The organism is Vibrio sp. 2017_1457_13, assembly GCF_030851525.1.
In the GTDB taxonomy this organism is placed as follows: Bacteria; Pseudomonadota; Gammaproteobacteria; order Enterobacterales; family Vibrionaceae; genus Vibrio; species Vibrio metschnikovii.
In genome coordinates this window covers 82,980-107,492 of record NZ_VHTA01000009.1, presented here as the reverse complement: position 1 = coordinate 107,492, position 24,513 = coordinate 82,980, and the positions used below count along the sequence as shown (strand labels likewise).

General features: G+C 45.8%; 18 protein-coding genes. 9 read left to right on the top strand and 9 right to left on the bottom strand.

The window, feature by feature from the left end; genetic code table 11:
- Positions 1–149 precede the first annotated feature (149 nt).
- From acnB to hrpB, 4 genes are all read right to left on the bottom strand, one after another.
- Positions 150–2,747 carry a bifunctional aconitate hydratase 2/2-methylisocitrate dehydratase gene (gene acnB / locus FKN88_RS13805; RefSeq protein ID WP_306687553.1) on the bottom strand — a complete coding sequence of 866 codons (2,598 nt, stop codon included), beginning with the start codon at positions 2,745–2,747 and terminating at the stop codon, positions 150–152.
- 230 nt (positions 2,748–2,977) lie between these two features.
- On the bottom strand, positions 2,978–5,287 hold the full coding sequence (locus FKN88_RS13800) for a patatin-like phospholipase family protein (RefSeq protein WP_373567183.1): 2,310 nt from the start codon (positions 5,285–5,287) through the stop codon (positions 2,978–2,980).
- A 55-nt stretch (positions 5,288–5,342) separates the two neighbouring features.
- On the bottom strand, positions 5,343–7,724 hold the full coding sequence (gene mrcB, locus FKN88_RS13795) for a penicillin-binding protein 1B (RefSeq protein ID WP_154170184.1): 2,382 nt from the start codon (positions 7,722–7,724) through the stop codon (positions 5,343–5,345).
- Positions 7,721–10,183 carry an ATP-dependent helicase HrpB gene (hrpB, locus tag FKN88_RS13790; protein ID WP_306687552.1) on the bottom strand — a complete coding sequence of 821 codons (2,463 nt, stop codon included), beginning with the start codon at positions 10,181–10,183 and terminating at the stop codon, positions 7,721–7,723. The genes mrcB and hrpB overlap by 4 nt, the downstream gene beginning before the upstream one ends.
- Before the next feature lie 229 nt (positions 10,184–10,412).
- Between hrpB and sfsA the strand changes: the two genes are divergently transcribed.
- The 7 genes from sfsA (at position 10,413) to panC (ending at position 16,438) form a co-directional block, all read left to right on the top strand.
- The gene (sfsA, locus tag FKN88_RS13785; protein WP_154170180.1) at positions 10,413–11,159 is read left to right on the top strand and encodes a DNA/RNA nuclease SfsA; all 747 of its coding nucleotides are present in this window, start codon (positions 10,413–10,415) and stop codon (positions 11,157–11,159) included.
- 133 nt (positions 11,160–11,292) lie between these two features.
- Complete coding sequence (gene dksA, locus FKN88_RS13780; protein WP_072671411.1) at positions 11,293–11,739, top strand: RNA polymerase-binding protein DksA; 447 nt, start codon at positions 11,293–11,295, stop codon at positions 11,737–11,739.
- A 157-nt stretch (positions 11,740–11,896) separates the two neighbouring features.
- Entirely contained in the window at positions 11,897–12,766 is an 870-nt protein-coding gene (gene gluQRS / locus FKN88_RS13775; RefSeq protein WP_154170178.1) for a tRNA glutamyl-Q(34) synthetase GluQRS, read from the top strand.
- A gap of 110 nt (positions 12,767–12,876) precedes the next feature.
- Positions 12,877–14,247 (top strand): polynucleotide adenylyltransferase PcnB, encoded by a 1,371-nt coding sequence (gene pcnB, locus FKN88_RS13770; protein WP_115152524.1) that lies wholly within the window; start codon positions 12,877–12,879, stop codon positions 14,245–14,247.
- Entirely contained in the window at positions 14,244–14,735 is a 492-nt protein-coding gene (gene folK / locus FKN88_RS13765) for a 2-amino-4-hydroxy-6-hydroxymethyldihydropteridine diphosphokinase (RefSeq protein ID WP_158138875.1), read from the top strand. The genes pcnB and folK overlap by 4 nt, the downstream gene beginning before the upstream one ends.
- Before the next feature lie 15 nt (positions 14,736–14,750).
- Positions 14,751–15,545, top strand: a complete 795-nt coding sequence (gene panB / locus FKN88_RS13760; RefSeq protein WP_154170176.1) for a 3-methyl-2-oxobutanoate hydroxymethyltransferase — start codon at positions 14,751–14,753, stop codon at positions 15,543–15,545.
- 11 nt (positions 15,546–15,556) lie between these two features.
- Positions 15,557–16,438 (top strand): pantoate--beta-alanine ligase, encoded by an 882-nt coding sequence (gene panC / locus FKN88_RS13755; protein WP_154170174.1) that lies wholly within the window; start codon positions 15,557–15,559, stop codon positions 16,436–16,438.
- Positions 16,439–16,564: 126 nt separating this feature from the next.
- Here panC and FKN88_RS13750 read toward each other — a convergent pair whose 3' ends face one another.
- Positions 16,565–17,335: an ABC transporter permease gene (locus FKN88_RS13750; protein ID WP_004394238.1), complete on the bottom strand. Its 771-nt coding sequence runs from the start codon at positions 17,333–17,335 to the stop codon at positions 16,565–16,567.
- Complete coding sequence (locus FKN88_RS13745; protein WP_154170172.1) at positions 17,335–18,258, bottom strand: ABC transporter ATP-binding protein; 924 nt, start codon at positions 18,256–18,258, stop codon at positions 17,335–17,337. Before FKN88_RS13745 ends, FKN88_RS13750 begins: the two co-directional genes overlap by 1 nt.
- A gap of 263 nt (positions 18,259–18,521) precedes the next feature.
- On the opposite strand from FKN88_RS13745, the gene can reads away from it, so the two are divergent.
- A complete protein-coding gene (gene can, locus FKN88_RS13740) occupies positions 18,522–19,190 on the top strand; it encodes a carbonate dehydratase (RefSeq protein ID WP_004394240.1) in 669 nt (222 codons plus the stop codon).
- A gap of 77 nt (positions 19,191–19,267) precedes the next feature.
- Here the strand turns inward: can and hpt are convergent, their stop codons facing one another.
- On the bottom strand, positions 19,268–19,798 hold the full coding sequence (gene hpt / locus FKN88_RS13735) for a hypoxanthine phosphoribosyltransferase (RefSeq protein ID WP_004394241.1): 531 nt from the start codon (positions 19,796–19,798) through the stop codon (positions 19,268–19,270).
- A 386-nt stretch (positions 19,799–20,184) separates the two neighbouring features.
- Here hpt and FKN88_RS13730 point away from each other — a divergent pair, with 386 nt between their 5' ends.
- On the top strand, positions 20,185–20,814 hold the full coding sequence (locus FKN88_RS13730) for a LuxR/HapR/OpaR family quorum-sensing transcriptional regulator (protein ID WP_110167828.1): 630 nt from the start codon (positions 20,185–20,187) through the stop codon (positions 20,812–20,814).
- A gap of 104 nt (positions 20,815–20,918) precedes the next feature.
- On the opposite strand, the gene lpdA is transcribed toward FKN88_RS13730, so the two are convergent.
- Together lpdA and aceF are read right to left on the bottom strand one after the other, a co-directional pair.
- On the bottom strand, positions 20,919–22,346 hold the full coding sequence (gene lpdA / locus FKN88_RS13725) for a dihydrolipoyl dehydrogenase (protein ID WP_004394244.1): 1,428 nt from the start codon (positions 22,344–22,346) through the stop codon (positions 20,919–20,921).
- 266 nt (positions 22,347–22,612) lie between these two features.
- Positions 22,613–24,499: a pyruvate dehydrogenase complex dihydrolipoyllysine-residue acetyltransferase gene (aceF, locus tag FKN88_RS13720; protein ID WP_154170170.1), complete on the bottom strand. Its 1,887-nt coding sequence runs from the start codon at positions 24,497–24,499 to the stop codon at positions 22,613–22,615.
- Positions 24,500–24,513: the final 14 nt, after the last annotated feature.

The following is a 24,513-nucleotide window of genomic DNA, read 5'->3' as shown; positions in this document are numbered from 1 at the left end:
GAACGATGAAAACAACGGAAAAATCGGCTACCAAGAAAGCAAAAACTAGGTTTAGTCTCCAGCAGCAATAAAAAAGAGCCACCGGTACGGTGGCTCTTGATTGGTCAAAAGACGGCTAAACGATAAGATTTAGCGTTTGGGTATATCTATTATACGGCTTGCTGAACAATCACTGTATCTGCCTTCTTGGTGTAATGAGGCATCAGATGGAAGTTCAAATAGCGATAGGTATCGGCTGCCGTGGCATCAATCTGCTTCGCGTAATCCAAATACTCGGTCATGGTCGGAATACGGCCCAATATCGCCCCAACCGCTGATAGCTCCGCTGAAGCCAGGTACACATTCGCTCCAGTTCCCAAACGGTTCGGGAAGTTACGCGTTGACGTCGACATGACGGTTGATTTATCAGCCACTCGCGCTTGGTTACCCATACACAAAGAGCATCCCGGAGTTTCAATCCGTACCCCAGCACGGCCAAAGATGCCGTAGTAGCCCTCTTCGGTTAATTGGTCGCGATCCATCTTAGTCGGTGGCGCTATCCATAAACGAGTATCGAGCTGACCATTGTATTTTTCTAGCAGTTTACCTGCCGCTCTGAAGTGGCCAATATTGGTCATACAAGAACCAATGAAGACTTCGTCGATTTTAGTTCCTGCACAATCAGACAATAAACGAGCATCATCAGGATCGTTAGGCGCACATAGAATCGGCTCTTTGATATCGGCTAAATCAATCTCTATCACATGAGCATATTCTGCATCTTTATCGGCTTCCATCAGCTCTGGATTCGCTAACCACTCTTCCATCGCTTTAATGCGGCGCTCAATCGTCCGGCGATCGCCATACCCTTCAGCAATCATCCACTTAAGCATGGTGATGTTTGAATTCAGGTACTCGGCAATCGACGCTTGCGATAGCTTGACCGTACAACCGGCAGCAGAGCGCTCAGCAGAAGCATCAGACAGTTCGAAAGCTTGCTCAACGGTTAAATGTTCAACCCCTTCAATTTCTAACACCCGACCTGAAAACTCGTTGATTTTACCGGTTTTCTCTACCGTGAGCAGACCTTGCTTGATACCGAAATAAGGGATGGCATGAACCAGATCACGTAAAGTGATCCCAGGCTGCATCTGACCTTTAAAACGAACCAAAATCGATTCTGGCATATCCAATGGCATGACACCCGTTGCCGCCGCAAACGCCACTAAACCTGAGCCAGCAGGGAAAGAAATACCCAATGGGAAACGAGTATGAGAGTCTCCCCCCGTTCCGACCGTATCTGGCAGTAGCATACGGTTCAACCAAGAGTGAATAACACCATCTCCCGGACGCAATGAAACGCCGCCACGATTCATAATAAAATCAGGCAGGGTATGGTGCGTATTAACATCGACCGGTTTCGGGTAAGCGGAAGTGTGACAAAAAGACTGCATCACTAAATCGGCAGAAAAGCCCAAACAAGCCAAATCTTTCAGCTCATCACGAGTCATCGGTCCAGTAGTATCTTGCGAGCCAACCGTCGTCATTCTCGGTTCGCAATACGTTCCAGGTCGTACCCCTTTTACGCCACACGCTTTGCCGACCATTTTTTGTGCCAGAGTGAAACCTTTTTTGCTTTCAGCCACAGGCACTGGACGACGAAACACCGTTGACGGCTCTAACCCCAGTGATTCACGTGCTTTATCGGTTAATCCTCGGCCGATAATCAATGGAATACGGCCACCAGCACGTACTTCATCAATCAAAACGTCCGTTTTTAATTTAAACGTAGCGAGTACTTCACCCGTTTGATGATTGCAGACTTTGCCTTCATACGGATACACGTCAATCACGTCACCCATATGCAGTTTGGAGACATCCACTTCTATCGGTAAAGCCCCTGCATCTTCCATCGTATTTAAGAAAATAGGTGCAATTTTACCGCCTAGGACATAACCGCCAGCACGTTTATTGGGAACAAAAGGAATGTCATCACCCATAAACCAAAGTACGGAGTTAGTCGCCGACTTACGAGAAGAGCCTGTCCCGACAACATCGCCCACATAGACCAGTTGATGGCCTTTTTGTTTGAGAGCTTCGATCTGGCCAATTGGTCCGATACTGCCAGGTTGATCCGGATGAATACCTTCGCGCTCATTTTTCAGCATCGCTAACGCATGAACAGGAATATCAGGACGAGACCACGCATCTGGCGCGGGGGATAAATCATCAGTGTTGGTTTCACCCGTGACTTTAAAGACCGTTAAGGTGATCTTTTCTGCTAAAGCGGGTTTAGATAAGAACCAATCGGCATCCGCCCAAGCTTGCATCACTTGCTGAGCAAAGGTATTGCCTTTTTGCGCTTTTTCTTCAACGTCATAAAAAGCATCAAACATTAATAGCGTGTGTGATAGCGCCTTAACCGCAATCGGGGCAAGCGTGGTATCGTCTAATAAAGAAACCAGAGGTTCAATATTATAACCACCTTGCATGGTGCCAAGCAGTTGCGCGGCTTTTTCCCGACTAACGAGAGGAGACGAAACCTCACCTTTAGTGATCGCTGTTAAGAAACCAGCTTTAACATAAGCGGCTTCATCAACACCAGGAGGAATACGATTTTCAAGTAGATCAAGGATGAAGTCTTCTTCACCCTGTGGGGGATTTTTCAATAATTCAACAAGTCCAGAAACTTGTTCAGCGTCTAAAGGTTTAGGGACCACTCCTTCAGCGGCACGCTCTGCGACGTGTTTACGGTAGGCTTCAAGCACGACTTTTTCCTCTCATTGCGGTTCACCCCAGTTGTTATTAAAAGGTGAGTGAACATCCTTGGAAACTTGGCTCTCCATTGCTGATGTTTTCATTCAAATATGATTGAGAAACCGCGCCCTAGAGGCCAAACTGTGGACAATAGAATAGCAAAATTAACGATAAATTAAAATCTCATCATGTTGACCAACATAGCAAGTTAAGATGAAACTTACTCGCTACCAAGCTGCACTTAAAATGTCGTGCCAATAATAAGATAAAATGAATCGTAATTTTGCTCGGTTCGTCCATAACCGAACATCACTGGGCCAATCGGCGAGTCGATACCCGCAAAAATCGAACCGGCAACATACTTAGGCGCCGTATCAATTTTCAAATCAGGATCCGACCATACGCCGCCATACTCAATTGACGCCCCTAAATAAAATGGCGCATTAAATAAACCAAAATCATTATCAAACCAACGGTAGCGATAGACTAAACTGGTGAATATTTTGTTCTGTCCCAATAAGCTTTTACGCGGAATACCCGATAAATTTAAAAAACCACCGATGGTTTTAGGTTCGACCGGAGTAATGGAGTTTTTACTCCTCACTTCTCCATAATCTAAATTAGCGACTAACGTGTGCCGCCCAACACTTTTTGCCGACATCAACTTAGCGGAAATATCGTATACCGTATCAGAACTGCTATTGGCTTGTTCGACTAAATCATTGACATCATCATGCGAAATAAAATATTCAAGATCGATGTAGTTACCTTCACGGGGTAAACTAAAATTATCCAGTGAATCAATTCGATAGTTGATAAATACGCCTTGGCGAGTAAACGTGCCATTGCCATAATCTGGCACCGTTGATGGCTGTACTTGTCCATCAACATAACGCGCGCCTACTCTTAACTGACGCCATAAGGTTTGTTGATAGCCAAGCGCCGCCTCTCCAGTCAAGGTCCGGTAAGTGATGGGAATATAATTGCGTGTCGCGGACAGTCCGGTATTTTCAAATAAATCATCGAACGGAATTTGGCGATTATCATCCCGATAACGCGCAGTAAACGACGCAAAGGTCTTTTGACTGGAGAACAGCGGTGAATAGAGCTCGGCTTCTAGTTGCTTATCCGTCCCTAAGTCCATATTCAACGCTAATTCGGCACCATGTGAACCCAAATCGGTAAAATTCAAAGACGCGCCTAACGAATATTGACTGGTGGTACTAAAATCATCTTCTAAAAAAAAGCGAAAATTTAAATAATTAGGACCCCAGCCTTTTTCGTAGACATCGATCAGCAAATGATTTTCTTGCTCAACTTGTTCATATTGGTAACGAACCAATTTAAATCGGTCTAAGGCATAGAGTCGATCAACGCTGGCTTCTATCTCTTCGGTACTTAACGTCGTATTTTGCGCTAGGTTCAACCTATTTTTTAACAGTAAGTCACTATAATGAGAGTGGTTACGAATCGCGATATCGTCGACCGTTAGCATATCGCCATAGTGCAACTGTCGCCGGCGCTCCGCTTTGCCATCAATATAGTTTTGATATTGAGCACTACTCAAAGCAAGCACTTGTAATTGCGGCTGATGCTCTAGCGCGGTCTGATAGCCTTCAATAAAAGCATCGGGCATTTTATAAAAATCGGTGGTTTCCATCAGCCCAACATTTGGTCTGAGTAAGATATCCTGCTCACTGAGATGAGAGACTTGACGCTCAGTCGTGCGGCGCACAAGGTAATTGGACAACTGATTGGCGGCACTTAAAAAGCTGCTGAATGAGTCTTGCTGTTTATAATCGGAGCTTATATCGACCGCAATCACTACATCAGCCCCCATTTGCTTGGCAATATCGACCGGCATATTATTGGTTACCCCGCCATCGACTAACCAACGGCCGTCAATATCATAAGGCGGCAAGGCACCAGGCACTGACATACTGGCCATCATCGCATCGACTAAGTAGCCTTTATCTAATACTACGGGTTGCATTTCAATAATATCGGTCGCTACCGCACGATACGGGATCACCAAATCATCAAACGAGTCTAACTTAGCAAGGTTACCTGAGGTTTTACGCAAAATACGCAGCATACTTTGCCCTTGTACCACGCCGCGCGGAGCACGAACTCCATCCCAACCAAAACCCAAATCGGTGGTTAATTGATAACGGTCTTCGTACTCTTTATCACGCACTCGACGCTGGCTACGACTGACCCGATCACGATAACCCGATTGCCAGTTAACGCTATAAATGACACTTTCAATTTCTTCCGCATCCATGCCCGTCGCATAAAGCCCCGCGACATAGGCTCCCATGCTGGTACCAAGCACAATATCGACCGGTATTTTCATCTCTTCGAGCGCCTTAAGCACTCCCATATGGGCCGCGCCTTTCGCACCGCCACCCGCTAAAACAAGCGCAATGATCGGACGAGGGTGGTTGATATCATCGCGAGTGACAACGACATGTTCCGTATGTTCTGCTGATACAAACCAAGGGAACATTGTGGTAAAAATAACCATCACACTAAGCTGAAAACACTTCACACCTTGTCCTCTCATCCTTAAAAATCAAGCCACTATAAATAAGCGAGATTATAGATTACCACCGAAAGAGATTTTTTAACCACTCTTGGGGGCGGTTCTCACACTGTTTCTTCATTTCACCGGTTCGATCCCAAACTGGCAAGGTAAATTCACTGCCGCAATCAACTTGTAAGGCGCCAGAGGCGGTAGGTTTAAAGCCCATCATCGTAATCCCATTTGGCCACGGCAATGATAAGACTTCAGGCGTGCGCTGACGTAAATATTCGGCATAGACGCGCAGTGCACCACTCGCTCCGGTTAATTGTGTCGGTTGGTTATCATCGCGTCCAAGCCAAATGGTGGTCACTTCACGGCCATCAACACCGACAAACCAGCTATCACGCCGATCACTACTGGTGCCCGTTTTTCCAGCTAATGCCGCCCAAGCAAACTGATTCGTGAGGTATCGCCCCGTACCTTGCTGAACGCCTTGTTTCATGGCGTAAGTGGTCAGCCATGCGGCTTGTTCATCGACGACTTGCGAGACCTTAGGGATCGATTGATAAAGCACATTGCCTTGTAAATCAACCACTGAACGTAGCGCAGAGAGTGGCGCTTTTCTACCGGAATTGGTCACGGTTTGATACATTTGCGCCACCTGATAAGGTGTGAGTGAAAATGCCCCTAGTAACATGGCTGGTACAGGACGAATCTCTTGGCCATCGACACCCAATTGCTGCAAGGTTTTTGAGACGTTATCAATGCCTAATGCCATACCAAGTTGCACCGTCGGCACATTGAATGATTTGGCTAACGCTTGATATAAAGGCACATCACCTCGGTATTGACGATCAAAATTGCGCGGAGTCCAAACACTGCCCTCACTGCCTTTTAGGCTGATTGGCTTATCAATTAAGGTAGTAGCCAAATGATAACGTTCAGGCTGCGCGAGCGCGGTTAAGTACACGGCTGGTTTGACTAATGAGCCAATCGGACGACTGGCATTAAGGGCGCGGTTAAAACCATCATAGCCTGTGCGCTTACCTCCGACCATGGCACGAATTTCACCACTGGTCCGATCGACAGCAATCGCCGCAGCCTCTAATTCATTACCTGCTTGCTTGGCTAATACTGGTACTTGCTCGGCAATGGCTTGCTCCAGCTTGGCTTGCGATACCGGATCAAGCGAAGTAAACACTCGCAACCCTTGATCCGCTTGAAAACGTTCTGCCAATTGCGATCTTAATTCAATCGAAACTTGCTGGAAATAAGCGGGTTGCCGACTGGCGATTCTTGGTTGTGGCTGCACATCCAATGGCCTGGCTATCGCTTGTTGGTATTGTTGAGCGTTGAGAATATTTTGATCCATCATTAATCTCAGTACCAGATCACGTCGCTCACGCGCGCGCTCAGGAAAACGTACTGGATGATAAAAAGACGGCCCTTTAACCATACCGACCAATAAAGCCAGTTGATCAATGCGTAACTCTTGCAGAGGCTGACCAAAATACAACCGCGACGCTAATCCAAAACCATGAATCGCTTCGCGACCATTTTGTCCAAGGTACACTTCGTTGAGGTAAGCTTCAAGGATCCGGTCTTTGCTGTAGCGATAATCAATGATCAGCGCTAAATAAGCTTCACGAACTTTTCGCCATAAGGTGCGGTCACTGGATAAAAAGATATTTTTCGCTAGCTGCTGAGTTAAGGTACTGCCGCCCTGCACCGTTCTTCCCGCTTTAAGGTTGGCAAGCATCGCACGTGCAATCGACCACGGAGAGATACCGTCATGCTGATAAAAATAGCGATCCTCCGTGGCAAGCAAGGCATCAACCATCACTTCGGGAAACTGCTCACGACGTAGGAATAAACGTTGCTCTAACGCATTACGTTCTAACATGCCGAGCATTTTCGGATCTAAACGAAAAAAACCGAGCTGACCTTGGCGCGCTTCTAAAGATTGGATCTGTTGTAAACCGTTTTGATCAAATGTCAGCATCACGTGCCGATCCGCCTCTGGTCCATCAGCGAATTCAAAGGGACGACGAATTAACTCAATACGCGTCGCCGAAGACGAATACTCGCCAGCCAAACGAGGTTGACTCACTTTGCGATAATTTAAGATATCCAATTCATTACGCACCTCGGCTAAGGTAATGCTATCGCCTGGTTGCAGAGTCAATACTCGGGCATACATCACGGTAGGCAAATCAAACAATTGGCCTTCAAAGCGCTGTTTGACCACACTATCTAGATACAGCCCAGCAAACAGTAGCACGGCTAATAAAGCGAGTGCACACTTCCAAGCGACACCCCACAATCGTCGCCACCAAGGAGAGGTTGCCCGTTGAGCCATTGAAGAAGAATGGCTTTTGGCAGCCGTTTTTTTCGATGCTTTATTGGTAGGCTCGACTTTTTTCGAAGCTGGCCGTTTAAGCGGAGTTTTTTTATTGGTCATGAGTTTAGATGTCGTTTCGTTTTTGTCGTCGCACTGTGGTTAGCCGGATCATCCGGCCAAATATGTTTTGGGTATCGCCCTTTCATCTCTTTTTGTACATCGCGGTAAGCGCCCTGCCAAAAACTGGCTAAATCACGGGTGATCTGCAGGGGGCGTTGTGCGGGGGATAACAACTCCATTACCACGGCTATCCGTCCTTTCGCTATCAACGGCGAGCTTTTTTCACCAAAGACTTCCTGCATTCTCACCGACAACACCGGATCATACCCAACTTGATAACGAATTTTTTTTCGTGTACCCGTTGGCAAAAGATGATGAGTGGGTAACCATTCGTCTAATTGCTGATTCAATGGCCAAGCTAAATAGGCATTCAGAGCTTCAATAATCGGTACTTGCTGCAAAGCCTTTCCAGAACGAATACCGATGAGATAAGGCGCTAACCAATCTGCCAGATGATTCAATAACCCTTCATCGCTCATATCAGGCCATGCCTCTTCCGGCAGCCATTGGCAAGCGCAGCGCACCCGCGCAAGCCATTCTTGGCTAGCACTATCCCAATGTAATACCGAAAGCCCTTGGCGCTGGACAAAATTAAGTAAAGCCTCGGTGATTTTTTCAGATTCAGGGGCAGGAAGCACTTGCCGAGCAATCAGTAACTTACCGAATCGCTGTTGCTTTTCCGCAACAAAGCGCTGGGATTTATCATCCCAATCAACCCACTCCTGCTCGATAAGACGCTCACGGTGATCGGTAACTAATGATTGAATATCAACCTGCAGAGCCGTAAAAATTTGACTTGCTTGCTGCTGGCCACGCAACAAATCCAGCGCAAGCAAATATTGACTACTGGCAAGAGGATGATCATCAAAGGTAAAGGCACCATGACCATTAGCTAAAACATATTGCCCATGACGCCCCCGTTGCTGGGCTAAACGATCAGGAAACGCAAAATAGGCAACACTGGCCAGCAATCGTTCATCCACATCTGAAAGACAAAAACGAGAGCTTAATAGACTCGCTAATGAGCTCGCTCGCTGATCCAATTGGGAAGATTGGCGGTGTAACCGCTGCTGCCAACGATGCAGACTGTGCTGAATATCCAATACTTGCCGTTCAGGCTCCTCCAATAAGGCCGTTAATGCCACAGCCGTCGATAAATAAGCGGGGCTTTGAGCTGCCGCCCAAATGAGCATGGCTGCTAATCGAGGCTCAACACCTAATTGATGGGCTTGTTTTCCTGCGCTAGTCAGTTGCCCCCGCGTATCCAGTAATTGTAAATCAGCCAACAACGCTTGAGCTTGCTCAAGCGCCGATGGAGGAGGCACATCCAACCATAATAAATCACTGGCTGATTGCGCTCCCCATTGGGCAAGTTCTAAAGCCAGCGAGGCTAAATCACTGTGTAAAATTTCTGGTGGTGGTGTGGATGGCTGCTGCTTCAACTGCGCTTCACTGTACAGTCGCACGCACAAACCAGGCTCTAAACGCCCCGCACGCCCGGCTCTTTGCTGAGCCGAAGACTGACTAATTCTGACCTGTTCTAGGCGAGTAATACCCGTTTTCAAATCAAAACGAGCTCGCCGCTCAAGCCCAGAATCAACCACTAAGCGAATGCCCTCAATGGTTAATGAGGTCTCGGCAATATTGGTCGCTAATACCACTTTACGTTGACCACTCTTGGCAGGAAGCAGCGCTTGTTGTTGCTGCTCAAAAGGCATCTGACCAAATAAGCCATGCACGCTAATCTCGCTGGGCAAGTCGCTGAGCCGCTGTTGTAACTGAGCAATACTGGCCGCACTGGGTAAAAATGCCAGTAACGATCCGCTGTGCTGGGTGAGTAAGCCACGGATCTGCTGCTCCATCACCGCCTGCCAAGTTTGATTGGCCGATAGCGGACGATAGTCAACAGTGACGGGATAACTGCGTCCTTGTGATTCAAGGTAACCAGCGCGAGGCAATAGCGTTTGTAATGCAGAGCTGTCTAAAGTTGCTGACATAACAACAATTTTCAAGTCATCACGCAATGCCATTTGCACTTCCAAACTGAACGCTAAGGCGGTATCCGCTTGGAGACTGCGTTCGTGAAATTCATCAAAGATCACTAAATCGACACCACTTAACTCTGGATCGTGCTGAATCATCCGCGTCATGATCCCTTCAGTGACGACTTCTAAGCGAGTCTGTGCACTAACCTGACTCTCACCACGCACTCGATAACCCACCGTTTGGCCAACCGACTCACCCAATTGCTGTGCTAAATAATAGGCAATATTACGCGCGGCCAGTCTGCGCGGCTCCAGCATAATGATCTTGCCGTCGATCAGATTAGCCTGCAAAAGTTGTAACGGAAAACGGGTCGATTTTCCTGCCCCAGGAGGCGCTTTAAGGATCACTTGATTTTGCTGTTGGATAGCACGAAGTAATTCAGGAATAACCGCATCGATAGGTAAAGCTGACAAAATAGCGTCCTTCTCAAAAAGCAACGCAGTATTGTACATAAAAACAGTAGTGAAACCCAACTAACTTACTTTCAGTACATTATGTTGTGTCTCGAAAGTAAACCTTTTACAAACAGTAAAAAGCCAGACGCGATAAGTATGATTGATGGTCAATCCGAATCACTCAACGTGCCTTTAGATTGTTTTTAACGTATAAAATAAGCCTTTCCCTTATCAAACTGGTTATCGGATGCAATTTATCCCTGAGCTACACAGCGCCATCTTAATCAAACGCTACAAACGTTTTTTAGCCGATGTCCAATTAAACGATGGCTCAATCATGACTATCCACTGCGCCAACACAGGGGCAATGACCGGCTGTGCTCAACCCGGCAGTCGAGTATGGTATTCCACCTCCGACAATCCTAAGCGTAAATATCCACACAGTTGGGAACTCACCGAAACCCTCTCCTCTCAACAGATTGTGGTGAATACCTTACGAGCCAATCAATTGGCATTGGAAGCGATTGAAAACGGGACGATTAAGGAGCTACAAGGCTACCCTCAGCGACAGAGCGAAGTAAAATATGGCCAAGAAAATAGCCGAATTGATCTCTTGCTTAGTGGTCCAGATTTACCAAACTGTTATGTAGAAGTGAAAAGTGTCACCTTACTTGATGATCCTTCTCTCAATCATCACGTAGGAAAGCCATCTGTCGGTCAAGGTTATTTCCCAGACGCGGTAACCTTACGAGGACAAAAACACTTACGTGAACTGACCGAAATGGCCAAAAATGGGAGTAGAGCAGTACTTTTATTCACTGTTTTGCATTCAGGGATTGAAAAAGTCTCTATCGCTCACCATATTGACGCGAACTATTCACAATTGTTAACCATGGCTCAAGAAGCCGGTGTCGAAGTACTGTGCTATAAAGCGCAACTTTCACCACGAGAAATCCAATTAGTATCGCCAATCGAGTTTGTGCCTTCACAGTAAAAAAATGATGACACCTTCACATTGACGATAAGTTTACGATTGAGTATTTGCCTCGGCCCCTTCTTTTTGCTATAGATACCCGCCTCAAATTAACTGCTCTCGCAGTTGACTAGGTGTTAGTAGGAGATGCTGTATGCCAGAATCCAAAAAGAAAACGCTAGGCACCCTAGCCATTGCAGGTGTTGAGCCGTATCAGACCAAACCCGGTGAAGAGTATATGTCGCCGGATCAGATCGCTCATTTTACTAAAATTTTAGAAGCTTGGCGTAACCAGCTTAGGGAAGAAGTCAGTCGCACCGTTCACCATATGCAGGATGAAGCAGCAAACTTTCCCGATCCCGTGGATCGCGCGTCTCAGGAAGAAGAATTCAGCCTAGAACTGCGTAACCGTGATCGTGAACGTCGCTTGATCAAAAAAATTGAAAAGACGCTCGATAAGATCAAAGAAGACGATTTCGGCTTCTGTGAATCTTGCGGTGTTGAAATCGGTATTCGCCGTTTAGAAGCTCGTCCAACGGCAGACTTGTGTATCGATTGTAAGACACTGGCAGAAATCAAAGAAAAGCAGATGATGGGCTAACCACAGTCGCAACGCTGATTGATGATAAAAAAGGAGCACCATGCTCCTTTTTTATTGGCGGTGATTTGCTTACTATTGCAAGCTAGCGCGGTTACTCTGCCGCAGCTATTTCCGACTCAACGGACTGTATTTTTTACTACATTTAACTGTTATCACTATGAATTACATCGGTCGCTTTGCTCCCTCACCTTCTGGTCCACTGCATTTTGGTTCGCTGATTGCCGCGTTGGGCAGTTATTTTCAAGCCAAAAGTCAGCAAGGGAAATGGCTGGTGCGCATAGAAGATCTCGACCCGCCACGAGAAATGCCCGGCGCGGCACAATCGATCTTACAAACACTGGAAGCCTATGGCTTAACATGGGATGGTGAAGTGGTTTATCAAAGCCAGCGGCACACTCTCTATCAAGACCAAATCGATGCTTGGCTTAAGTCAGGGCAAGCTTATCGCTGCCAATGCACTCGCCAACAGATCAAGCAAAGCGGTGGATTTTATACTGGCACTTGCCGAGGGGTATTCCTCAATCCGCGCCAATCTTGTGCGATTCGTCTACGCATGGACTATCCGACTTATCAATTTACCGATCTAAAACAAGGTAACATCACCATTCCTAAGCCATTAGCGGAAGAAGATTTTATCATCAAACGTCGTGATGGCTTATTTGCTTATAATCTCGCCGTGGTCATTGATGATATCGCACAAGGCGTCACTGAAGTGGTCCGTGGTGCCGATTTGATTGAGCCAACCGGGCGACAAATTAGCCTGTATCACACTTTACAACAAAAGCCGATTCACTACTTACATTTACCATTGGCGATGGATGGTAACGGGAATAAACTCTCTAAACAAAATCACGCCCCAGCGATTGATATTGAACATCCCAAACCGACGTTGATTCGCGCGATGCAGTTTTTAGGCTTTGCAATACCGGACGAAGTTATCGATGCTCAGCTCGACGAAATCATTCATTGGGGGAGTCAACATTGGCAAGTCGCGCAGCTCCCTGAAGCGACAAAGATCACACCGTGATTCTCAAACGGCGCTATCTACGCTATTATTAGCCGCAATTCGGCCCATTTAAGCCACAACAGGTGCACCACAACGCTTGAATAGCCAACACCAATCATTGTCAGATGCACATGAATAATAATGAATTAGAAACACGCGAACCTCGCGTATACCCAGAGCTTGCGCTCAACGTAATCACTCGCCAAGAGCATAATATCTCTCGGCAGTTGATTAGCGAAAATGCTTTAAAAGTCTTGTACCGCTTACACGGTGCCGGATTCGATGCTTATTTAGTTGGAGGAGGTGTGCGTGATTTATTGCTCAACCATACTCCAAAAGATTTTGATATTGCCACCAATGCGACCCCAGAGCAGATCCGTCAGCTATTTCGTAACTGTCGCCTGATTGGCCGCCGCTTTCGTTTAGCACACATCATGTTTGGTCGTGACGTGATTGAAGTCGCCACTTTCCGCGGTCATCATCAAGAGATCAATCAACACATCGCAGCGCAGTCAGAAGCGGGCATGCTGTTGCGTGATAACGTGTATGGAACCATCGATGAAGATGCTGAACGCCGTGATTTCACGGTCAATGCGATGTACTACAACATTGCTGACTATAGTATTCATGATTATGCTGGTGGTATTGAAGATCTCGATGATAAGTTGATCCGCTTAATCGGCGATCCACAAACTCGCTATCGTGAAGATCCGGTGCGCATGCTGCGCGCGATTCGTTTCGCCGTTAAATTGGATTTTGATATCGAAGAAGATACCGCCGCCCCGATTGAAACGCTGGCTCCACTATTAAAAGAAATCCCTTCGGCACGCTTGTACGAAGAATCGCTGAAAATGCTGCAAAGTGGTCATGGTTTAGAGACCTATCATTTGATGCGTGAGTACAACCTGTTCCAACAGTTATTCCCGCAGGTTGCTGAATACTTTACGGAAGATTACTCATCACAAACCGAGCAGATGCTTGATTTGGTGCTTGACTCTACTGATTTACGTATCGAAGAAGGTAAACGCATCAATCCGGCCTTTATGTTTGCCGCGTTTCTTTGGTATCCAATGGTCACGATCGCTGAACAATTAATGGCATCCAAAGCGCTTAATTTTTACGATGCGGTGATGGAAGCAAGCAACGATATTCTCGACCAAGTCGTTAAGTCGATTGCGATTCCACGTCGCCATACCACGACCATTCGAGAAATTTGGCAGATGCAGTTGCGTTTACCTCGTCGTAACGGCAAACGCGCCTTCCGCTTATTAGAGCTCAATAAGTTCCGCGCTGGATTTGATTTCCTTGAAATGCGTGGTGAGATTGAAGGCGGCGACGTGCAAAAACTCGCGAAATGGTGGCAAACATTCCAAAATGCGGGTCGTAATATGCGCCAAGCCATGGTCAACGACTTAGACAGTGCGGATAGTGACGGCCCGAGTACTCGTCGACGTAAACCGTCCACTCGTAAGCGCAAACCTAAGGGAAAAACAGCGCTATGACCATCGCTTATATTGCGGTAGGCAGTAATTTAGCAAAGCCCATATTACAAGCCAAACAAGCGATTGAGGCACTCAAACAGTTGCCGAAATCACAGTTTATTGCTGCCTCATCGCTGTACAGTAGTACGCCAATGGGGCCCCAAGATCAGCCAGAATACATCAATGCTGTTGTCGTAATTGATACTCAGCTCAGTCCATTAGCTCTGCTAGATTGCACTCAAGCTATCGAACAAGAGCAAGGACGTGAGCGTAAAGCTGAACGCTGGGGGCCAAGAACGCTCGATTTAGATATCCTTCTCTATGGCGATGAGATCATCGATTCACCACGCTTAACGGTACCTCATTACGGTATGAAAGTGCGTGAATTCGTACTTTACCCCCTAGATGAAATAGCCCCTGATTTATCTCTCCCTGATGGAACTAAGCTGAGCGATCTACTCTCAGAGGTTGATCGTAATGGACTTAGTATTTGGCACTCGCCAACCTGAGTATAAGGACATCCTATGAAAAAAATAACCATTAACGACCTGATAAACTGGAAACAGCAAGGCCGTAAATTTCCAACGGTAACCGCCTACGATGCGAGCTTTGCTCAATTGTTTGAAAGCCAAGAAATGCCAGTGTTACTGGTCGGTGACTCTCTAGGTATGGTACTGCAAGGGCAAAATGATACGCTGCCAGTGACTATTGCCGATATTGCTTATCACACGCGCTGTGTGAGAGCCGGGAGTCCAAATTGCCTACTGATGGCAGACATGCCCTTCATGAGTTACGCTACACCTGAGCAAGCGTGTGAGAACGCCGCTCAGCTGATGCGTGCTGGAGCCAACATGGTCAAGATTGAAGGCGGCGACTGGTTGGTTGAGACGGTCAAAATGCTCACTGAACGCGCCGTTCCAGTCTGCGCTCATTTAGGGCTTACCCCTCAATCAGTCAATATTTTTGGTGGTTATAAAGTACAAGGTCGTGAACAAGACAAAGCTGATCGTATGGTGAAAGATGCGATCGCCTTACAAGACGCAGGGGCACAACTGATTGTATTAGAGTGTGTACCCGCAGCATTGGCGAAAAGGATCACTGAGTTACTTGACGTTCCGGTGATTGGCATTGGTGCTGGTAACAGCACCGATGGACAGATCTTAGTAATGCACGACATGTTCGGTATCTCGGCCAATTATATGCCCAAATTTTCCAAAAATTTCCTCGCAGAGACAGGAGATATGCGCCAAGCGGTCGCCAAATATATGGCTGATGTGTTAAGCGGCGCGTTTCCTGATGATGCACATACTATTGCCTAAAGGAGTAATCCATGCAGACTTTTGCTGATATTTCAGCTCTTCGCGAGCAGATAAAACAGTATAAGCGTGATGGTCGCCAAGTGGCTTTTGTGCCAACCATGGGCAATTTACACGAAGGTCATTTGACCTTAGTTCGTAAAGCCCGTGAATTGGCTGATGTTGTCGTGGTTAGCATTTTTGTCAACCCAATGCAGTTCGAACGTGCCGACGATCTCAATAACTACCCACGCACTTTAGATGACGATCTTAGTAAGTTGAATAGTGAAGGCGTTGAGTTGGTCTTTACTCCGACTGCCGAGACGATTTATCCCAATGGACTGGATAAACAAACCTTTGTTGAAGTCCCAGGGCTTTCTCAGATGCTGGAAGGAGCGTCCCGTCCAGGTCACTTTCGTGGTGTCGCGACGGTCGTTAATAAGCTATTTAATATAGTTCAGCCTAACATCGCCTGTTTTGGCGAAAAAGATTATCAGCAGTTAGCCGTCATTCGACAAATGGTTCAAGACTTATGTCTAGACATTGAGATCGTCGGTGTCGCTACCGTACGTGAAATGGATGGTTTAGCGATGAGTTCGCGCAATAACTTATTAACCATTGATGAGCGTCAACGAGCTCCCGTACTCGCCCGCACGATGCGTTGGATAAGCAGCACCATCCGCGGTGGTCGAGATGATTATCCCTCGATCATTGAAGATGCGATTGACCAATTACGAGCGGCCGATATTGAGCCTGATAATCTGTTTATTCGCGATGCGCAAACCCTATTACCGATCAGTGCAGAGAGTAAACAAGCGGTCATTTTAATGGCGGCTTTTTTAGGTAAAGTGAGACTTATCGACAATCAAGTGGTTGAACTTAATGCTGATACTAAAAGTAGCAGTGAAGAAGAGTAACCCTTTGCCCTCGGTATATTGAGCGCGATTCTCTAAATAAAAAGGTCAACCTGCTAAAGGTTGACCTTTTTATTCGTGGCTTACCTATCGGTGATAACCATCGACAATACCCATCGATAATAGTGATTAACTGCGTAATCCTTTACCTTTACTCACTAAGTAATGAGCAATCGAATAAAGGACGATAATAAATACCGCCAATACGCTAAATGAAGTCACCACATTAACATCCGAAACGCCTAAGAAACCATAACGGAATGCATTAACCATATAGACGATTGGGTTAATTTTCGATACCGCTTGCCAAAAGTCCGGTAATAAGCTGATTGAATAAAAAACACCGCCCAAATACGTCAATGGCGTAAGAATAAATGTCGGGATGATCGAAATATCATCAAAGGTTCGCGCAAAAACGGCGTTAATTAATCCACCTAAAGAAAACACAATCGATGTCAGAAAAACCGTTGCACAGATAATGCCCCAATGTTCGATTTGTAAGTTGACAAAAAACAATGAAACAAACGTCACTAATGCACCAACCAACAGACCGCGTACCACTCCCCCCATCACGTAACCGGCAATGATCACGTAATTCGGTACTGGCGCAACCAATAACTCTTCAATATTCTTTTGAAACTTAGCACTAAAAAATGACGAAGCCACATTAGAATAAGAGTTGGTGATCACCGACATCATGATAAGACCAGGGACAATATATTCCATATAGCTAAAGCCATTCATCTGACCAATGCGTGAACCGATCAAATTACCGAAAATCACAAAATACAGGCTCATGGTGATCACGGGAGGCACCAGCGTTTGCACCCAAATACGAGTAAAACGAGTAATTTCTTTGCGCAGTAGACTACAAAAAGCCGTCCAATAAATAGCGTACATTAGTTATCCCCCCGATTCGAATCACGCACAATCGTGACAAACAACTCTTCTAAGCGGTTGGCCTTATTACGCATTGAACGTACGCTAACGCCTTGTTGAGTTAACTGTTGAAAAACGGCATTTAAGCCTTGGCTTTTATCGAGTTCAATTTCTAAAGATCCATCAACCATGCGCTGAGAGATCACTTGGGATAACGGTTGCACTTTCTGTTCATCATCGATATCGAGAATAAACGTCTCGACACTCAGTTTACCCAACAGTGCCTTCATGGTGGTGTTTTCAATCAACTCACCACGATGAATAATACCAATATTACGACAGAGCATTTCCGCTTCTTCCAGATAGTGAGTAGTCAGAATAATCGTAATGCCCTGCTGATTAATTTTTTTTAAAAACTCCCACATCGAGCGACGCAGCTCAATATCAACCCCTGCCGTTGGCTCATCTAAAATCAGCAGTTGTGGCTGATGCATCAAAGCTCGAGCAATCATTAAACGCCGTTTCATGCCGCCGGAGAGATTACGAGCACGCTCTTTGCGCTTATCCCATAAATCCAGTTGGCTGAGATAAGTTTTCGCTCGCTCTTTCGCTAAGCGCTTCGGTACGCCGTAATAGCCCGCTTGCTGAATAACAATCTGCTCTACGGTTTCAAAAGGGTTAAAGTTAAACTCCTGCGGGACCAACCCCAAATACTGCTTAGCCTGTTCAAGATGAGTATCGATATCATATCCAAATACGTTAACTTGGCCTGAGGTTTTGTTCACCAGAGAAGAAATAATACCGATAGTAGTCGATTTACCTGCCCCATTTGGCCCGAGTAACGCGTAAAAATCGCCTTTTTTTACCGTTAAACTAATGCCTTTCAATGCTTCAAACCCACCTTGATAGGTTTTACGCAACTGATCAATTTCTAATGCATACATATTAATTACAGACTCTAGGCTATGACGATAACAACATCACTAGATGTGCTGGCGAGATGACGTTTTTTCAACCCCTTACATTAGGAAATAATAAAATATCCCCCTATCACTACCATTGCCTCAAATAAGCCGTAGAGGACAAGATTATTTTGCATAAAAACCACTATGATAAACTGCTCAGATGAGTAATCTATCTGCTAATTTATCAGAGAATCGTGTAAGCACATTGTGTATAGTTGGCTCAGTTAATAAAGGGAACGAAGATGCCAGTACTTAAACAGCTTTTTGAAAATAACTCTCGTTGGTCAGAGTCAATCAAATCCGAACGGCCAGAATACTTCGCAAAGTTAGCCAAAGGACAGAACCCCGATTTTTTATGGATTGGTTGCTCGGATAGCCGTGTCCCAGCAGAACGCTTAACTGGATTGTACTCAGGAGAGCTGTTTGTTCATCGTAATGTCGCCAATCAAGTGATTCATACTGATCTTAACTGTCTGTCGGTTGTGCAATACGCGGTCGATGTACTAAAAGTGAAACACATTATTGTCTGTGGTCATTACGGCTGTGGCGGTGTGACGGCAGCGATCGATAATCCTCAATTAGGCCTAATCAATAACTGGCTGCTGCATATTCGCGATTTGTACTTTAAGCATCGTCACTATTTAGAGCAGATGCCAGAGAAAGATCGCTCAGACAAACTGGCAGAAATTAACGTCGCAGAGCAAGTCTACAACCTAGGTAACTCCACCATCATGCAAACCGCTTGGTTACGTGGTCAAGACGTTGAGCTGCATGGTATGGTCTATGGTATTGAAGATGGAAAGCTTGAGTATTTAGGTCTACGCTGCGATTCTCAAGAACTGGTTGACGGAAGCTATCATAAAGCGATGGAGAAGATCCTTAATCCACAACATCAGCTATTGTGTCGTTAAATCATAGCTAGGATGCGCTTTAAGCGATGAGGTAATGCCCACATGATGGTGGGCATACTTTTAGGTGAAGATTGATCTTACTCTTGCGGCACGACTTTACCAATGTAAGGCAAATGACGGTACTTCTGTGCATAATCAATACCGACACCGACCACAAATTCATCAGGAATTTCAAAACCAACCCATTGAACATCGACATGAACTTCACGGCGTGAAGGCTTATCTAATAGAGTACAAATATTGATGGAGTTAGGCTCACGTAGCGCTAAAAACTCCTTAACCTTGGTTAGAGTATTGCCAGTATCGATAATATCTTCAACCAGTAAAACGTCTTTGCCTTTGATGTCATCATCCAGATCTTTCAAAATTCGTACATCACGCGAACTTTGCATGCTATTGCCGTAACTTGATGCTGTCATAAAATCGACGTGATGAATTTTATCAATCGCACGAGCTAAGTCGGCCATAAACACAAATGAGCCACGCAATAATCCAACCAAGACTAAATCTTCACTCTCTTGGTAATGCTCAGTAATCTGTTTACCTAATTCACGAATGCGTTGCTGAACATCGTGCTCAGAAATCATCACTTCTACTGTATGTTTCATACCTATCTCATGGGTTAGAGCGACATTCGACACCAGTGTGCAGCCTATCGCAGGTTGGTTCGGTAGGTATAATAACATCGCCGACGCGGGGTGTTAACCTTTCACCACCTTACTGCGCATAATTACCCGACTAAAACACCTACCCTCTTTAACGCTCTGTTTTCCCTCGCCTATTAATATCAGAATGATGAACATCATTCGCTAAACCATCAATAAAACTCATTGAAGGACAAGTCATTTCATAACAAAGCGCACTTTTTACCCACAACGTATTGACCTGAAACATATGCACCATTACACTCATACGGTTTTTTAAACAAATTATAAAAAAATCATTAGCGTAACTAAATACGCAACAACTCAGTCAATTGGCAAGGAAAACAACTATGGACGCATCTATTGAGAAACGCCCTAGAACAAGGCTATCTCCACAAAAACGTAAACAGCAACTCATGGAAATCGCGCTAGAAGTCTTCGCGAAACGAGGTATTGGTCGTGGCGGCCATGCTGACATTGCTGAGATCGCTCAGGTCTCAGTAGCCACGGTATTCAATTACTTCCCGACCCGTGAAGATCTCGTCGATGACGTTCTCACTTTTGTGGTGCGTGAGTTCTCTAATTTCTTAACTGACCATATCGATCTCGATTTGCATGCAAAGCAAAATATGCACAATATCGCGTCGGGTATGGTGAGTTTGGCTATCGACGATTGTCACTGGTTAAAAGTGTGGTTTGAGTGGAGCGCCTCTACGCGTGATGAAGTATGGCCACTCTTTATGTCGAGTAATCGTACCAATCAACTGCTAGTGAAAAATGTCTTTTCAAAAGCGATTGAGCGCTCAGAAGTATGTAGCAAACATAACCCTGAAGATCTTGCTACCCTGTTTCACGGCATCTGCTACTCGCTGTTCGTTCAAGCCAATCGAGCGCGTGATGAGGCCGATATGCAGAAACTGGTTAATAACTATTTAAATATGCTCTGTATCTATCAAGGCGATCGCGCAGTAGCTATCTAGTCAGCTGTATCTTGAATAACGGGAGGATCGAATCCCGTTAACTTCAAAAGATAGCAAAAAGCCGCTGAATCATTCAGCGGCTTTTATTATTCAAAAACGATCAATTACTTTTTCTTTTTGGCTTTCGCGTTTGGCAGGTCAGTAATTGTCCCTTCAAACACTTCAGCAGCAAGACCAACCGACTCGTGCAGCGTTGGGTGAGCGTGAATCGTGAGCGCGATATCTTCTGCATCACAACCCATTTCAATCGCTAAACCAATTTCACCAAGCAGTTCACCACCATTGGTACCGACAATCGCACCACCGATCACACGATGAGTCTCTTTATCAAAGATAAGCTTAGTCATACCGTCTGCACAATCAGAAGCAATAGCACGACCTGAAGCAGCCCATGGGAAAGTAGCGACTTCGTAGTTAAGACCTTCCGCTTTCGCTTCTTTCTCAGTCTTACCAACCCAAGCAACTTCTGGCTCGGTATACGCGATGGATGGAATCACTTTTGGATCAAAGTAGTGTTTCTTACCAGAGATCACTTCAGCAGCTACATGGCCTTCATGGACACCTTTGTGTGCCAACATTGGCTGACCGACAATGTCACCAATCGCAAAAATATGTGGCACATTGGTACGCATTTGCTTATCGACATGGATAAAGCCACGCTCATCAACTTCAATACCCGCTTTTTCAGCGTCCATCAGTTTACCATTTGGCACACGACCGATAGCAACTAAGACCGCATCATAACGTTCAGCTTCTGCTGGTGCTTTCTTACCTTCCATTGACACGTAGATACCATCTTCTTTAGCTTCTACAGCGGTCACTTTGGTTTCGAGCATCAAGTTAAATTTGTTCTGAATGCGTTTGGTATACACCTTCACAACATCTTTATCTGCCGCAGGAATCACTTGATCGAACATCTCAACAACGTCGATCTTAGAACCGAGAGAGTGGTAAACCGTTGCCATCTCAAGACCGATGATACCACCACCCATAATAAGCAGTTTCCCTGGAACTTCTCTTAGCTCTAGTGCATCGGTTGAATCCCAAATGCGAGGATCTTCATGAGGAATAAACGGCAATTTAATTGGACGAGATCCGGCAGCTACGATCGCATTATCGAAGTTAACCAGTGTCTTACCTTCTTCACCATCGACTTCAAGCGTATTCGGACCGGTAAATTTACCAAAGCCATTCACCACGGTTACTTTACGCATCTTAGCCATACCGCCAAGACCGCCCGTTAGCTGGTTAATGACTTTTTCTTTCCATAAACGAACTTTATCAATATCGGTTTGTGGTTCACCGAATACAATGCCGTGATCAGCGAGCGCTTTCGCTTCTTCAATCACTTTAGCAACGTGGAGTAGCGCTTTTGATGGGATACAGCCGACATTCAAACAAACACCACCAAGGGTGCTATAACGTTCAACGAGTACGGTTTCAAGACCTAAATCCGCACAACGGAAAGCCGCGGAGTAACCGGCAGGACCTGCGCCCAGTACAACAACTTGGGCTTTAATTTCTTTGCTCATTTCGACCTCTTATAGTCAATATCCCTAACAGGCTGAGTGGAGGGTTCTATCTTGCTTGATAATAAAGAATTTAATCAAACATAATGGTTTAAAACGATTATTTTTCAGACCGCAACAGTTTACAGAGATGTTAATGGTGTGAAAAGTAAATCCATTTAGCCTGTGAGCTAGACGACAATTCGCTGAATAAAAAACACTATATCAGCCAATTACAAGATAATAGTTGAATCAAGGCGGCTGAAAAGCCGCCTTCACTCGCTAACTGCTTATAATACTAAACGACGAATATCGCTTAGGCAGCCATTCAAGTACGTAATAAAGCGTGCACCTTCTGCACCGTCGATCACTCGGTGATCGTAAGACAGTGACAATGGAAGCTGTAAGCGTGGAGCAAATTCTTTACCGTTCCACACTGGCTTAATTTCCGACTTAGATACACCAAGAATACCCACTTCTGGTGCATTGACGATCGGCGTAAATGCCGTACCACCAATACCACCTAGGCTAGAGATAGTAAAGCAGCCACCTTGCATATCAGCAGCGGTCAGTTTACCGGCACGCGCTTTTTTCGAGACTTCAGCCAGCTCAGCTGAAAGCTCGTAGATGCCTTTTTTATTAACATCTTTAAATACAGGTACCACTAGACCATTCGGGGTATCTACCGCAATACCCACGTTAACGTACTTCTTGAGAATCAAGCTTTCGCCATCTTCAGACAATGAAGAGTTAAATGCAGGGAAGGCTTCTAGCGCTTTAGCGACCGCTTTCATGATGAACACCAGTGGGGTGATCTTCATGCCAGTGTCTTTCTTCGCTTCGATAGCGTTTTGCTCTTTACGGAAATTCTCTAACTCAGTGATGTCCGCGTTATCCCATTGGGTAACGTGTGGGATCATTACCCAGTTACGGTGCAAGTTAGCACCAGAGATCTTCTTAATGCGAGAAAGTGGTTGAACTTCGGTTTCACCAAACTTGCTAAAGTCCACTTTTGGCCAAGGAAGCAGACCAAGTGCCGCGCCATCACCTTTACCAGAAGCGACCGCCGCGGATCCAGATTCAAGACGCTTTAGCGCTTCTTTAACGTAGTTTTGTACGTCTTCTTTTAAGATACGGCTCTTACGACCAGATCCTTTCACTTTAGACAGGTTAACACCGAACTCACGAGCGAGACGACGAACCACTGGAGAGGCATGAGCGTATTCATGATTCTCTTGGAAATCAGCTGTCGTAGCAGCACTCGCTTGTGCTACTGGTGCAGCAGCGGCAGCGCTTGGTGCTGAAGCTTGTACAGGAGCAGCAACCGCCACTTGCGCAGGAGCTGCGCCAGCCACTTCAAACACCATGATCAGTGAGCCAGTAGAAACTTTGTCACCCGCAGCGACTTTAATCGCTTTCACTTTACCAGCAAAAGGTGCAGGAACTTCCATCGAGGCTTTATCGCCTTCAACAGTAATCAACGATTGCTCTTCTTCAACCATGTCGCCAACCGCAACCATGATTTCGGTCACTTCAACTTCATCGCCACCGATATCTGGCACTTGAACGTCTTTATCTGCTGCTACAGCCGGAGCTGCTGGAGCGCTAGCTTGAGCAACAGGCGCTGGAGCCGAAGTACCAGAACCAGCTACTTCAAAGACCATGATCAAAGAACCCGTAGTCACTTTGTCACCAGAGGCAATTTTGATTTCTTTCACTGTACCAGCGAAAGGCGCGGGTACTTCCATTGAGGCTTTATCGCCTTCAACGGTGATCAACGATTGCTCTTCTGTTACCACGTCGCCGATGGCAACCATAATTTCAGTCACCTCAACTTCATCGCTACCAATATCCGGTACTTGAACTTCTTTCAGTTCAGTAGCGGCAGGAGCGGCGGCCGCAGCAGCAACAGGAGCCTCAGCCACAGGAGCCGCTGCAGCGGCACCTTCAGCTTCAAACACCATGATCAAAGAGCCGGTCGTTACTTTGTCGCCGACAGTCACTTTGATCTCTTTAACAATACCTGCTTGAGATGCAGGAACTTCCATTGAGGCTTTATCACCTTCAACAGTGAGAAGCGATTGATCTTCTTCAACCTTGTCGCCAACGCTGACAAGAATCTCAGTAACTTCAACCTCATCGGCACCGATATCCGGTACATTAATTTCGATTGCCATTATTCTTTCCTACC

Coding starts and splice junctions, on each gene's coding strand:
- can (WP_004394240.1), top strand. CDS start 18,522: ATGCCAGTACTTAAACAGCTTTTTGAAAATAACTCTCGTTGGTCAGAG.
- gluQRS (WP_154170178.1), top strand. CDS start 11,897: ATGAATTACATCGGTCGCTTTGCTCCCTCACCTTCTGGTCCACTGCAT.
- panC (WP_154170174.1), top strand. CDS start 15,557: ATGCAGACTTTTGCTGATATTTCAGCTCTTCGCGAGCAGATAAAACAG.
- FKN88_RS13730 (WP_110167828.1), top strand. CDS start 20,185: ATGGACGCATCTATTGAGAAACGCCCTAGAACAAGGCTATCTCCACAA.
- pcnB (WP_115152524.1), top strand. CDS start 12,877: ATGAATAATAATGAATTAGAAACACGCGAACCTCGCGTATACCCAGAG.
- lpdA (WP_004394244.1), bottom strand. CDS start 22,346: ATGAGCAAAGAAATTAAAGCCCAAGTTGTTGTACTGGGCGCAGGTCCT.
- panB (WP_154170176.1), top strand. CDS start 14,751: ATGAAAAAAATAACCATTAACGACCTGATAAACTGGAAACAGCAAGGC.
- FKN88_RS13745 (WP_154170172.1), bottom strand. CDS start 18,258: ATGTATGCATTAGAAATTGATCAGTTGCGTAAAACCTATCAAGGTGGG.
- folK (WP_158138875.1), top strand. CDS start 14,244: ATGACCATCGCTTATATTGCGGTAGGCAGTAATTTAGCAAAGCCCATA.
- FKN88_RS13750 (WP_004394238.1), bottom strand. CDS start 17,335: ATGTACGCTATTTATTGGACGGCTTTTTGTAGTCTACTGCGCAAAGAA.
- aceF (WP_154170170.1), bottom strand. CDS start 24,499: ATGGCAATCGAAATTAATGTACCGGATATCGGTGCCGATGAGGTTGAA.
- sfsA (WP_154170180.1), top strand. CDS start 10,413: ATGCAATTTATCCCTGAGCTACACAGCGCCATCTTAATCAAACGCTAC.
- dksA (WP_072671411.1), top strand. CDS start 11,293: ATGCCAGAATCCAAAAAGAAAACGCTAGGCACCCTAGCCATTGCAGGT.
- mrcB (WP_154170184.1), bottom strand. CDS start 7,724: ATGACCAATAAAAAAACTCCGCTTAAACGGCCAGCTTCGAAAAAAGTC.
- hpt (WP_004394241.1), bottom strand. CDS start 19,798: ATGAAACATACAGTAGAAGTGATGATTTCTGAGCACGATGTTCAGCAA.